This is a genomic window from Massilia aurea (assembly GCF_040790145.1).
GTDB classification, from domain to species: domain Bacteria; phylum Pseudomonadota; class Gammaproteobacteria; order Burkholderiales; family Burkholderiaceae_D; genus Telluria; species Telluria aurea_C.
On sequence record NZ_JBFMMP010000006.1, the window covers coordinates 119,292 to 132,173 of the forward strand.

At 62.0% G+C, this 12,882-nt stretch carries 12 protein-coding genes; 6 read left to right on the plus strand and 6 right to left on the minus strand.

All coding sequences use genetic code 11. The features are described from left to right. Window positions 1-48: 48 nt before the first annotated feature. The 3 genes from AB2N08_RS11395 (at window position 49) to AB2N08_RS11405 (ending at window position 3,212) form a co-directional block, all read left to right on the plus strand. Window positions 49-1,437: a replicative DNA helicase gene (locus tag AB2N08_RS11395; protein ID WP_367610761.1), complete on the plus strand. Its 1,389-nt coding sequence runs from the start codon at window positions 49-51 to the stop codon at window positions 1,435-1,437. A 115-nt stretch (window positions 1,438-1,552) separates the two neighbouring features. Then, a complete protein-coding gene (locus AB2N08_RS11400) occupies window positions 1,553-2,179 on the plus strand; it encodes a DUF47 domain-containing protein (protein ID WP_367610762.1) in 627 nt (208 codons plus the stop codon). A 22-nt stretch (window positions 2,180-2,201) separates the two neighbouring features. After that, window positions 2,202-3,212, plus strand: coding sequence for an inorganic phosphate transporter (locus tag AB2N08_RS11405; RefSeq protein ID WP_367610763.1), 1,011 nt, complete (start codon window positions 2,202-2,204; stop codon window positions 3,210-3,212). A gap of 63 nt (window positions 3,213-3,275) precedes the next feature. Here the strand turns inward: AB2N08_RS11405 and AB2N08_RS11410 are convergent, their stop codons facing one another. From AB2N08_RS11410 to AB2N08_RS11430, 5 genes are all read right to left on the minus strand, one after another. Then, complete coding sequence (locus AB2N08_RS11410) at window positions 3,276-3,518, minus strand: hypothetical protein (protein ID WP_367610764.1); 243 nt, start codon at window positions 3,516-3,518, stop codon at window positions 3,276-3,278. 89 nt (window positions 3,519-3,607) lie between these two features. Beyond that, the gene (locus AB2N08_RS11415; protein WP_367610765.1) at window positions 3,608-4,498 is read right to left on the minus strand and encodes an MBL fold metallo-hydrolase; all 891 of its coding nucleotides are present in this window, start codon (window positions 4,496-4,498) and stop codon (window positions 3,608-3,610) included. Between the two features lie 155 nt (window positions 4,499-4,653). After that, entirely contained in the window at window positions 4,654-6,477 is a 1,824-nt protein-coding gene (locus AB2N08_RS11420; RefSeq protein WP_367610766.1) for a PhoH family protein, read from the minus strand. Window positions 6,478-6,721: 244 nt separating this feature from the next. Next, window positions 6,722-7,189, minus strand: coding sequence for a peroxiredoxin (locus AB2N08_RS11425; RefSeq protein WP_367610909.1), 468 nt, complete (start codon window positions 7,187-7,189; stop codon window positions 6,722-6,724). Between the two features lie 181 nt (window positions 7,190-7,370). After that, entirely contained in the window at window positions 7,371-7,751 is a 381-nt protein-coding gene (locus tag AB2N08_RS11430; RefSeq protein WP_367610767.1) for an Mth938-like domain-containing protein, read from the minus strand. Between the two features lie 146 nt (window positions 7,752-7,897). Here AB2N08_RS11430 and AB2N08_RS11435 point away from each other — a divergent pair, with 146 nt between their 5' ends. Then, entirely contained in the window at window positions 7,898-9,121 is a 1,224-nt protein-coding gene (locus AB2N08_RS11435; protein WP_367610768.1) for a pyridoxal phosphate-dependent aminotransferase, read from the plus strand. A 38-nt stretch (window positions 9,122-9,159) separates the two neighbouring features. Then, window positions 9,160-10,479, plus strand: coding sequence for a homoserine dehydrogenase (locus AB2N08_RS11440; protein ID WP_367610769.1), 1,320 nt, complete (start codon window positions 9,160-9,162; stop codon window positions 10,477-10,479). On the opposite strand, the gene AB2N08_RS11445 is transcribed toward AB2N08_RS11440, so the two are convergent. Then, entirely contained in the window at window positions 10,476-10,697 is a 222-nt protein-coding gene (locus AB2N08_RS11445; protein ID WP_367610770.1) for a hypothetical protein, read from the minus strand. The genes AB2N08_RS11440 and AB2N08_RS11445 overlap by 4 nt on opposite strands. Window positions 10,698-10,964: 267 nt before the next feature. On the opposite strand from AB2N08_RS11445, the gene AB2N08_RS11450 reads away from it, so the two are divergent. Further along, window positions 10,965-12,854: an MFS transporter gene (locus tag AB2N08_RS11450; protein WP_367610771.1), complete on the plus strand. Its 1,890-nt coding sequence runs from the start codon at window positions 10,965-10,967 to the stop codon at window positions 12,852-12,854. The last annotated feature ends 28 nt before the right edge of the window (window positions 12,855-12,882 follow it).

A 12,882-nucleotide genomic window follows, 5' to 3' on the forward strand; every position in this document is an offset into this window, starting at 1 on the left:
CTTTTCATTTATGACAGCCGTGTGACCGGAAAAGGTATAATCCCGCCCATGAACGCAGCACCTCCAGATCCGCAACTCGACGCCCTGCGCATCCCCCCGCATTCCATCGAAGCCGAGCAGTCCGTCATCGGCGGCCTGCTGCGCGACAACGCGGCGTGGGACCGTATTGCCGACTTCATGAACGCGGAAGACTTCTACCGCTACGACCACCGCATCATCTTCGAACAGATGGTGCGCCTGATTAATGGGGGCAAGCCCGCTGACGTGATTACCGTCTACGAAGCCTGTAACCAGCTCGGCAAGGCCGACGATGTGGGCGGCCTGCAATACCTGAACGCGATGGCGCAGAACACGCCGTCGGCGGCCAATATCCGGCGCTACGCCGAGATCGTGCGCGACCGCGGCATCCTGCGCAAACTCATCACGGTGGCCGACGAAATCTCGGGCAATGCGTTCAATCCGCAGGGCAAGGAAGTCAAGCAGATGCTCGACGAAGCCGAATCCAAAATCTTTGCCATCGCCGAATCCGGCTCGCGCGGCCAGCAAGGCTGGAACGCGATCCAGCCGCTGCTGACGCAAGTCGTCGAGCGCATCGACGAACTCTATAGCCGCGAGAACCAGGGTGAAATCACCGGCGTGCCAACCGGCTTCATTGACCTCGACCGCATGACGTCCGGCCTGCAGCCGGGCGATCTGGTCATCGTCGCCGGGCGTCCATCGATGGGCAAGACCGCGTTCTCGGTCAATATCGGCGAGAACGTCGCGATCGAGGCCGGCTTGCCGGTCGCGATTTTCTCGATGGAGATGGGCGGCACCCAGCTGGCGATGCGTATGCTCGGGTCGGTCGGCCAGCTCGACCAGCACCGCCTGCGCACCGGCCGCCTGAACGACGAGGATTGGCCGCGCCTGACGCACGCCATCCAGAAGATGAACGACGCCCAGCTGTACATCGACGAGACGCCGGCGCTGAACCCGATCGAGATGCGGGCCCGGGCCCGACGCCTGGCGCGCCAGTGCGGCAAGCTGGGCATGATCATCGTCGACTACCTGCAGCTGATGCAGGGCAGCACGCCGGGCGATAACCGCGCCTCCGAAATCTCGGAGATCTCGCGTTCGCTCAAGGGTCTGGCCAAGGAGCTGCAGTGCCCGGTGATCGCGCTGTCGCAGCTGAACCGCTCGCTGGAACAACGCCCGAACAAGCGCCCCGTGATGTCCGACTTGCGCGAATCCGGTGCAATCGAGCAGGATGCCGACGTCATCATCTTCCTGTACCGCGACGAGGTCTACAACCCCGATTCGCCCGACAAGGGCACCGCCGAGATCATTATCGGCAAGCAGCGTAACGGTCCGATCGGCGCAATCCGCCTGACCTGGATCGGTCAATACACCAAGTTCGGTAATTACAGCGGTAACCTGTCCGTGTACCAGGGTGACTGAATAAGCATTTGCAGTAACAGCAGGGCGGCCATGGATGTTTTAATGGCCGCCTTTACGCGTGGCCGCACGTCCCGGCGTGCCCGCGCGATCCCAAAGAGTCAATTCGGAGAAATCTATGTTTGGACGTTTCATGCCCACCGAGGGCAAGTTTTTCGATCTTTTCAACCAGCACGCCGCCTTGTGCGTCAAAGGTGCACAAGAGATGGTCGGCCTGATGACCAATTTCGACGACCTGGAAACCCGCACCCACGCGGTCGAGACAATCGAAAAGCAGGCTGACAAGATCACCTATGCCACGGTCGACTTGCTGCACAAGAGCTTCATCACGCCGATCGACCGCGACGACATCCATAAGCTGATCACGCGCATGGACGACATCCTCGACATGATGGAAGACGCGGCCCAGACCATCTCGCTGTATGACCTGCAAGCCGTCACGCCGGAAGCCAAGCGCCTGGCCGAGCTGTGCCTGGCCTGCTGCCTGAAGGTGCAAGAGGCCGTCTCGCTGCTGCACAATATGGACAATGCCCCCACGATCGTCGCCCTGTGCGAAGAAATCGACCGCCTGGAGTCGGACGCCGACCATGTGATGCGCGCCGCGATGTCCAAGCTGTTCCGCGACGAACCCGACGTGCGCAACCTGATCAAGATGAAGGCCATCTACGAGATTCTCGAGACGGTCACCGACCGCTGCGAAGACGTGGCCAATATCATCGAAGGCATCATCGTCGAGAACGCGTAAGCGGCGCAGGCGCAGAATAACCATGGATAATCTCAACATCAGCATTTACGTGCTGGGAATGCTCGTGCTCCTGGCACTGGTATTCGACTTCATGAACGGCTTTCACGATTCGGCGAACTCCATCGCCACCGTGGTCTCGACCGGGGTGCTGAAACCCCAGCACGCCGTGGCAATGGCGGCGTTCTTCAACTTCATCGCGATCTTTGTCGTCAGCATGAAAGTCGCCCAAACCATCGGCAAGGGCACGATCGATCCGCACGTGGTCGACCATTACGTGATCTTCGGCGCCCTGGTCGGGGCGATCGCCTGGAACGTGATCACCTGGTATTACGGTATTCCGTCGTCCTCATCGCACGCGCTGATCGGCGGCCTGGTGGGTGCGGCCGTGGCCAAGGCGGGCACCGGCGCGCTGATCTCGGGCGGCCTCATCAAGACCGTGGCCTTCATCGTCGTCGCGCCGCTGCTGGGCTTTGCGCTGGGCTCGATCATCATGCTGATGGTGGCCTGGATCTTCGTGAAATCCACGCCGCGCAAGGTCGACGGGCTGTTTCGCAAGCTGCAACTGGTGTCGGCTGCAGCCTATTCGCTGGGCCACGGCGGCAACGACGCGCAAAAGACCATGGGCATCATCTGGATGCTGCTGATCGCGTCCGGGTACACCAGCGCGACGGCCGAGTATCCACCGGCCTGGGTCATCATCTCGTGCTATGCGGCGATCGCGTTCGGCACGCTGTTCGGCGGCTGGCGCATCGTCAAGACCATGGGCCAGAAGATCACCAAGCTCAAGCCGGTCGGCGGTTTCTGCGCCGAAACCGGCGGCGCGGTCACGCTGCTGCTCTCGAGCGCATTCGGGATTCCGGTGTCGACGACGCACACGATCACCGGCGCCATCGTCGGCGTGGGCGCCGCGCGCAAGACCTCGGCCGTGCGCTGGGGCGTGGCGGGCAATATCGTGTGGGCCTGGATCTTTACCATTCCGGCGTCGGCATTCATGGCGGCGGTGGCGTGGTGGATCGGTACCAAGATCATGTGATTGCGGCTTGACTGCATGACGAACAACGGCGCCCTCGGCGCCGTTTCTGTTTCCAGTGCCCGGTTACAGGCCGAGACCCTGCGACATGGCGCCCGTGCCGGGGCCGCCGTTCTTCAGGTTTTCGCGCTCGACGTCGCTGACCGTGCTCGCGTTGTTGGCGGTCTGGCCCTTCTTGCGCGGCAGGTAGGTGCCGATCGGGGTGTAGCGTTCTTCGCGCGCGCTGGCGGTGTTGTCGCTGCCGGACGGACTGCTGGCGCAGGCGGCGAGCAGCAGGGCGGCGGCGGGAATGGTCAGAATCGTTTTCATTGAGATCTCATGGACTGGAGTGGGCATTTGTAATACATGGACACATTGTAATTACAACCATCAGCATTCTACCCCAGCACTTGCGCGCGTCAACCGAGATCGACTTCGAGGCCTTCGTAGGCCAGCAGCACGCGCAGACTGCCCAGGCGATCGGCGCAGCGCGCCATCACCTCGACGAATGCCGCCTCGAGTTCATCGTCGCCGCGCGTGGGTTCGTGGTGGGTGCAATACAGCGTGCGCGCGCCGACCCGCAATGCCATCTCGATGGCGCCGTCGAAGGTGCCGTGGCCCCAGCCTCGCTTGGATGGATATTCGTCGCGCGTGTACGAGCAATCGACGATCAGCGCGTCGACGTCCGCCATCACCGCGTCCATGCGGCGTTCGGCAGCGCGCAGTTGCGCCTCGGCCGCCGCGTGCAGCGGGTCGCCTGGCGCATGCTGGTTGTACCAGGGTTCATGGTCGCCCGTGAAGAACACCGATTTGCCGTTGCAGTCGATGCGGTAGCCCAGGTTGGTCACCGGGTGGTTCATCAGCACGTTCGACACCAGCGCATCGCCCACCGCTATTGGCGCGCCGATCGTCAGCGTGCAGTAGTCGATGGTGGCGCTCATCTCGGTTTCGCCGACCGGAAAATAGCTGTTTTGCAGCTGCACGCCCATCACGTGTTCGATGCCGCGGCCAGTGACTTGATCGAGCGCGCCATGCAGGCGCACGCGGCTGCCGTCGACGAATAGCGGCGTGAAGAATGGCAGGCCGTGGATGTGGTCCCAGTGGCTGTGGGTAATGAAGATATTCGCGTGCACCGGTGGCCGTGCGAGCAGGTGCTGGGCGAGCGGGAACAGCCCGGTGCCGCCATCGAGCACGATCAGGGTGTCGTTGTCGGTGCGCACCTCGATGCAGGTCGTGTTGCCACCATAGCGCGCCGTGCGCGGACCCGGCGACGGGATCGAGCCGCGTACTCCCCAAAAGCGAAATTTCATTGAGTATCCCCTGCCGGATCATTACGGCACAATTCGGTATAGCCTTGATGATAACGGGTTTGTATCCACGAATAACGCTGAGCAAAAAAAACGCCCGCCGGTAAGGGCGGGCGTTTCGACACTGCGCCTGCACGAAGCAGACGGCAGAGGGAAAATTACAACACGTCGCTGGCGTGATCGGCCAGACGCGAGCGTTCGCCGCGCGCCAGCGTGATGTGGCCACCGTGGTTCCAGCCCTTGAAGCGGTCGACCACATAGGTCAGGCCGCTCGAGCCTTCGGTCAGGTACGGCGTGTCGATCTGCGCGATATTACCCAGGCACAGGATCTTGGTGCCAGGGCCGGCGCGCGTGACCAGCGTCTTCATCTGCTTGGGCGTCAGGTTCTGCGCCTCATCGATGATGAGGAACTTGTTGACGAACGTGCGCCCGCGCATGAAGTTGAGCGACTTGATCTTGATGCGCGAGCGGATCAGGTCTTGCGTTGCCGCGCGGCCCCAGTCCCCGGCGTCGCCGTCGGACTTCATCAGCACTTCGAGGTTGTCGTCAAATGCGCCCATCCATGGCGACATTTTCTCTTCTTCAGTGCCTGGCAGGAAGCCGATGTCTTCGCCGACCGGCACCGTCACGCGGGTGACGATGATCTCATTGTAGAGCTTGGTTTCGAGCACTTGCGCCAGGCCGGCTGCCAGCGCCAGCAGGGTCTTGCCGGTACCTGCCTGGCCCAGCAGCGTGACGAAATCGCACTCCGGGTTCATCAACAGGTTCAGCGCAAAGTTCTGCTCGCGGTTGCGCGCGGTGATGCCCCACACATTGTTCTTGTTGTGGCTATAGTCGCGCAGGGTTTGCAGCACGGCGGTCTTGCCGTCGATCTGCTTGACCTGGGCGTACAGCGGCGACTGGCCATCTTTCGGCTCCATGTATACGAACTGGTTCGGCAGCAGCGTCGGGATCAGCGGACCCGTGACGCGGTAATAGGTCGCCGAATTGCCGTTCTTGTTTTCCTGCCACGATTCGACGTCCTTGCCGTGGGTATCCCAGAAATTGTCCGGCAGCTGGACGATGCCCGAATACAGCAGGTCGCTGTCTTCCAGCACATGGTCGTTGAAGTAATCTTCGGCCGGCAAGCCGATGGCGCGCGCCTTGATGCGCATATTGATGTCTTTCGACACCAGCACGATCGCGCGGCCGGCCTGCTGCTGCTCGAGCGCCCGCACGACACCGAGGATCTGGTTGTCGGCCTTGCCTTCCGGCAGGCCTTCGGGCAGCGGGGCGCTGGTCAGGCGGGTCTGGAACAGCAAACGACCCTTGGCATCCTTGTTGCCCAGCTTGGACAGCGGAATGCCGGACTCGATCGCGTCGTCGTCGACATTGGCGATCAGGGCGTCGAGCGTGCGCGAGACCTGGCGTGCATTGCGCGCCACTTCGGACATACCCTTCTTGTGGTTGTCGAGTTCTTCGAGCGTCATCATCGGCAGATAAACGTCGTGCTCTTCAAAGCGGAACAGCGAGCTCGGGTCGTGCATCAAGACATTGGTATCGAGCACGAACACCTTGGTCAGGCCCGAGCGGTCGGCCTTGCGGCTGGTGGACGACTTGAGCGGCGCTTCCACCGGCTTGTGCTTGGCTGGATGCGGCTGTTCGGCCTCGGCTTCGTTCAGCTTGGCCGAGACCGGCGCTACTTCCTGCACGTACGGCTTGCTGCCCTTCTGGGTCGGCGCCGGTATGGCGTCTGCCAGCGGCGTTGCACTGCGCACCGGCGCGACAGGTGCTTGCGCTTGCGCAGCGGCCAGGGTGTCTTGCGCTTTACGGCGTGCGCGCGACTTCGGCGTCGGCACGGCTTGACCGCTGATCAGGTCATCGACCTCAGGGTCGGTCTTGGCCGAGATCGAACGCACTGGCGAACGACCGGGTTCGGCCTTGGGATAATCTTTGACCAGCAGCATGGTTGCTGGCTCATTTGGCATTTTTGGCAGTGGCATCAGGTTCTCAATCTAAAAAAAGTCTGGAAGACCGTGCGCGCGCGGGCCACATGGCGCTGGCGCACGAGATGACGCAACTAAACAAGGGTAAGGGGACTTGCAGTTGAACTGTTGCAACACGGCCGAGCCAGGAAATGCGACGGCCCGGCGGGCAACCGGATGGGAGTGGAGCAGATGTGTTACGGGTTGACTCAAAATAGGCGGTAGCGATCCAGCAGGTTGAACAAACTGGAGCCATCCATTTTCAAGGCTGGCTCTTCAGAAATTCCAGCACTTCGGTCACGTGGTCACTGACCTTCACGCCACGCCATTCTTTCACCAATCGCCCTTGAGCGTCAATGACAAACGTACTGCGCTCGACCCCACGAACTTTCTTGCCATACATGTTTTTCATCTTCATGACGTCGAACTGCGTGCACACGGCTTCGTCGGCATCCGAGATCAGCTCGAACGGCAGGCCGAGCTTGGCTTTGAAGTTGTCGTGCGAGCGCAGTGAATCGCGGGACAGGCCATAGATCTCGGCGCCCAGCGCCTCGAATGCGGGATACGCTTCGCGAAATGCGATGCTCTCCGTCGTGCAACCTGGCGTATTGTCTTTCGGGTAAAAGTACAGCACGGTGTACTTGGCGGGACGGCCGAGCAGTTCAAACGGTTTGGCGCCCGTCATCGGGGCAGTGAAGGGGGTGAAGGTTGCAAGTTGGCTCTCGGCCACGGGTTTCTCCTGACGGTCGCAGCGCAGCTGCAAGGTGACCCTCCCGGCGCATCATGGCGGGGAGCGGCACCCCATGATAATCCGTCGGCCCTGCCTGCCGCTAGTACTCTTATGGGCAGAATCGCACTATTTTCCCGCATTGAAACGTTTTGCCGGGTAACTGACCCGGCCTTGTAGCGATTCAGGCGGTGCGCTCGAGGATCAGGGCCAGCGTGACCTTGCGGCCTTCGCCCATCAGCACGTTATAGGTGCGGCAGGCCGCGCCGTTGTCCATGCTTTCCACGCCGATGTGCCGGCTCGACAGGCTCGTGACCAGGCGCGGATGCACGAAACGCTGGCGTGCGCCGGTGCCCAGGATGACGACGTCCGGCGCATCCTGCGCCAGTTCGTCGAAGTGCGCGGCGGTGAGCTGATCGAAATCGGTTACGTTCCACGGCCGTGGCGCGACCTCGGGCAGTACGGTCAGGCTGTAGTCGTAACGCTGGGCGTTGATCTCGACACCGCCGGCATCGATGCCCGTGACGGTCTGGTATTGCTGGGTATTGTCGGAATGGAGCTTCATGGCGATGGGCGAAATGGGCGCTTGAATGTGGTGACTGTGCGGACGCCCATTGTAACCGGATCGGCAAGGTTGCCTAAACCGTGCGCTTTGGGCAGAATGGTATTTTTGCGCACTGCAACAGTGCACGCATTTTTCCAGAGGATACTGTGCGACCGATTGCCAAATCGAACAAGCTCGACGACGTCTGCTACGAGATCCGCGGACCGGCCCTGGAGCAGGCGCGCCAGATGGAAGAAGACGGCCAGAAGATCATCAAGCTCAATATCGGCAACCTGGCCGTGTTCGGCTTCGATGCGCCGGATGAAATCGTCAGCGACATGATCCGCAATATGCACGGCGCGGCCGGCTACACGGATTCCAAGGGCATGTTCGCGCCGCGCAAGGCGATCATGCACTACACGCAAGAAAAGAACATCGCCGGCGTGACGATCGACGACATCTACCTGGGCAACGGGGCGTCGGAACTGATCGTCATGTCGATGCAGGGTTTGTTGAACAATGGCGACGAAGTGCTGGTGCCGGCGCCCGACTACCCACTCTGGACCGCCGCCGTGAGCCTGGCCGGCGGCGCCCCGCGCCACTACATCTGCGACGAAGGTTCCGGCTGGATGCCCGACATCGCCGACATGCGCAGCAAGATCACGCCCAACACCCGCGCGATCGTCGTCATCAACCCGAACAACCCAACCGGCGCCTTGTATCCGCGAGAAGTGCTGCTCGAGATCATCGAACTGGCGCGCCAGCACCAGCTGATCATCTACGCCGACGAAATCTACGACAAGACGCTGTACGACTTGGCCGAGCACGTCTCGATGGCGTCGCTGGCCGACGACGTGCTGTTCGTGACCCTGAACGGCCTGTCGAAAAATTACCGCTCGTGCGGCTACCGCGCCGGCTGGATGGTGGTCTCGGGCGAGAAGCGTCATGCCAAAGGCTATATCGACGGGCTGAACATGCTCGCCTCGATGCGCCTGTGCGCCAACGCACCAGGCCAGTTCGCGATCCAGACCGCACTGGGCGGCCACCAGAGCATCAACGACCTGGTGGGCCCGGGCGGGCGCCTGCTCAAGCAGCGCGATCTTGCCTATCAATTGCTTACCGATATACCGGGTGTGTCCTGCGTGAAGCCAAAAGCCGCGCTCTACATGTTCCCGCGCCTCGATCCGAAGATGTACCCGATCACGGACGACCAGCAGTTCATCTGCGAATTGCTGACCGAGGAAAAAGTGCTGCTGGTGCAAGGCACCGGCTTCAACTGGATTGCCCCGGATCATTTCCGGCTGGTGTTCCTGCCTAATTCCGACGACCTGACCGACGCTTGCGGACGCATTGCGCGCTTCCTCGACGGTTACCGACGGCGCCACGCCTGACAGCGCGTCGCGCCCTGACCTCACGAGAAACAGATTTTATGAAACCGATTCAAGTTGGCCTGCTGGGCATCGGCACCGTTGGTGCCGGTACCTTCAATGTACTCAAGCGCAATCAGGAAGACATCCGCCGCCGCGCCGGCCGCGGCATTGAAATCACGATGGTCGCCGCGCGCAACACCGAGCGCGCACGCACGGTCACCGGCGGCGCGGTCGAGGTCGTCGCCGATCCGTTCGCGGTGGTGAACCATCCGGATATCGATATTGTCGTCGAGCTGATCGGCGGCTATGCGTTGTCGCGCGAACTCGTGCTGCAAGCCATTGCCAACGGCAAGCATGTGGTGACGGCCAACAAGGCGCTGCTGGCGCTGCATGGCAACGAGATTTTCGCCGCCGCGCAAGAGAAGGGCGTCATGGTCGCGTTCGAGGCGGCCGTGGCCGGCGGCATCCCGATCATCAAGGCGCTGCGCGAAGGCCTGACTGCCAACCGCATCGAATCGGTGGCCGGCATCATCAACGGCACCACCAACTTCATCCTGTCCGAGATGCGCGACAAGGGCCTGGATTTCGCGACCGTCCTGAAGCAGGCGCAAGAACTTGGCTATGCCGAGGCCGACCCGACCTTCGACATCGAAGGCGTGGACGCCGCGCACAAGCTGACCATGATGTCGGCCATTGCCTTCGGCATCCCGGTGCAGTTCGACAAGGCGTATGTGGAAGGCATCAGCCAGTTGCAGGCGATCGACATCCGCTACGCTGAGCAACTCGGCTACCGCATCAAGCTGCTGGGTATCACGCGCCGCACGACCACCGCCGCCGGCGAAGGCATCGAGTTGCGCGTGCACCCGACCCTGATCCCGGCCGCGCGCCTGATCGCCAATGTCGAGGGCGCGATGAACGCGGTGCTGGTGCAGGCCGACGCCGTGGGCACGACGCTGTACTACGGCAAGGGCGCCGGCGCAGAACCGACCGCGTCGGCCGTGATCGCCGACCTGGTCGACGTGACGCGCCTGGCCACCGTGGACCCGTCGGGTCGCGTGCCGCACCTGGCGTTCCAGCCGAACGAGATGAGCGACGTGGCGATCATGCCGATGGCGGACATCGTCACCAGCTACTATCTGCGCGTACACGTGCAGGACCAGCTGGGCGTGATGGCCGACCTGACGCGCATCCTGGCCGACGGCGGCATCTCGATCGACGCCGTGCTGCAGAAAGAGCCGGGCGACCAGACCGATATCGACATCATCATGCTGACGCACCAGACGCAGGAAAAGAGCATCGATGCGGCGATTGCCAGGATCGAGGCAATGTCGGCGGTGATTGGCAAGGTGACGCGGATTCGGCTGGAATCGCTGGGCTAAGGGCTCGCGTCGACCTTCAGCCGTTGGCCTCGAAACCGTCGTTCCCGCGCAGGCGGGAACGACGTTTTGAGGCTGGTGGTGAGAGCCCGCTCAGGCAGGTCATCATCGTCATCATCATCGAGCAGTGCCGTGGTCAGCAGCGTCAAGTCCTGCTCGATGTATTCAAACAGCGTATCTGTCACGCTGGCATAACAAACGTGGAAGTCGGCGGAAGTCATCCGGCGATTCTAACTTCCACGCCCACCGGCGCCCTGCATGGTGGCGTTCCCATTTGAGCCGCTTCAACGAATAAACTCTCCACGGCATGCCAGGTCGCGCGCATGCCAGCTGGGTATCGCCGCTCGATTCTGCACGGTCTGTCGTATCGCTGCTCAAGCCCTCGGGTATTAAATGCGAATACGAACGCATGAATTTGAGAAACAGCATTTGTTCCGCTGTGCTTGCCGATGTACATTACGGCTTCCTAGTCACCCGAGCCATCCAGCATGAGCCAATCGAGCCAATTTTCCCTGCTGACCCAGCGCCGTTTCGCGCCGTTTTTCTGGACCCAGTTCCTGGGCGCGTTCAACGACAACCTGTTCAAGACCGCCTTGCTGGTCGTGATGACCTACGACGCGCTGAACTGGACCACGCTCGACCCGTCGCTCATCAACAACTTGATCCCGGGCCTGTTCATCCTGCCCTACGTGCTGTTCTCGGCCACGTCCGGCCAGATCGCCGACAAGTACGACAAGGCCAAGCTGGCGCGCATCGTCAAGATCGCCGAAATCGCCATCATGCTCGTGGCCGGCATCGGCTGGATGACGCACAACCTGTGGCTCCTGATCGCGGCCGTGGTCGGCATGGGCATGCACTCGACGCTGTTCGGTCCCGTCAAGTACGCCTACCTGCCGCAAAACCTGAAGCCCGATGAACTGGTCGGCGGCAATGGCGTCGTCGAGATGGGCACCTTCGTCGGCATCCTGCTGGGCGAAGTAGCCGGCGCGGTGCTGGTCGGGTACAAGCCGAACGGCATCATGCTGGTGGCGGGCGCGACGCTCTTCTTCGCGGTGCTGGGCCTGCTTGCCAGCTGGCGCATTCCGCCATCGCCGGCCCCGGCGCCCGAGCTGCGCATCAGCCGCAATATCTTTGCAGAATCGTGGCGCAACCTGGCGTACTCGAAGAAGAACCGCACCGTGTTCCTGTCGATGCTCGGCAACTCGTGGTTCTGGTTCTATGGCGCGCTGCTGCTGGCCCAGTTCCCCGTGTTTTCCAAGGATTACCTGCGCGGCGACCACAGCGTGTTCGTGCTGCTGTTAACCGTGTTTTCGCTGGGTATCGGCGCTGGCTCGCTGCTGTGCGAACGGCTGTCGGGTCACAAGGTCGAGATCGGGCTGGTGCCGTTTGGCTCGATCGGCTTGTCGGTGTTCGGTATCGACCTGTATTTCGCCAGCTCGGGCTTTGTGGCTGGCAGCACGATTGTCGACTGGATGACGCTGCTGGGCCAGCCGGGCGCCTGGCGCATCCTGTTCGACCTGGTGATGATCGGCGTGTTCGGGGGCTTTTTCATCGTGCCGCTGTTCGCGCTGATCCAGACCCGCTGCGACCAGAAACACGTCTCGCGCACGATTGCCGGCATGAATATCCTGAACGCCATCTTCATGGTGGCATCGGCCGGCGTGGCGATCCTGCTGCTGGGGCAGGGCTTCACGATTCCGGAACTGTTCCTGACCACGGCGCTGCTCAATGCGGTGGTGGCGATCTACATCTTCTCGCTGGTGCCGGAATTCCTGATGCGCTTTTTGGCCTGGATCCTGATCCACACCGTCTACCGCGTGCGCATGATCGATACGTCGCACATCCCGGCCGAAGGCCCTGCGGTGCTGGTCTGTAATCACGTCAGTTATGTCGATGCGATCGTCATCAACGCGGCCAGCCCGCGCCCGATCCGCTTCGTGATGGACCATCGCATTTTCAAGACGCCGTTCCTGCGCTGGATCTTCCGCGCCGTGAATGCGATCCCGATCGCGCCGGCCAAGGAAGATCCGTGGACGATGGAAAAGGCATTCGTCGACATCGCCCACGCGCTGCATGATGGCGAGCTGGTGTGCATCTTCCCGGAAGGGCGCCTGACCAAGACGGGCGAGATGAGCGAATTCCGCAGCGGCATCACCAAGATCATCGAGCGCAACAAGGTGCCGGTGATTCCGATGGCGCTGCGCGGCTTGTGGGGCAGCTGGTTCACGCGCGACCAGGGCAATCTGTTCGGCCGGCGCATCGCGCGCGGCATGCGCTCGCAGTTGTCGCTGGCGGTCGGGATGCCGGTGGCGCCGGAGCTTGCCACGCCGGAATATCTGCAGCAGCAGGTGATGGCGTTGCGCGGCGAGTGGAAGTAAGCGCGCAGGCGGGAGCGGCCTTGCGTAG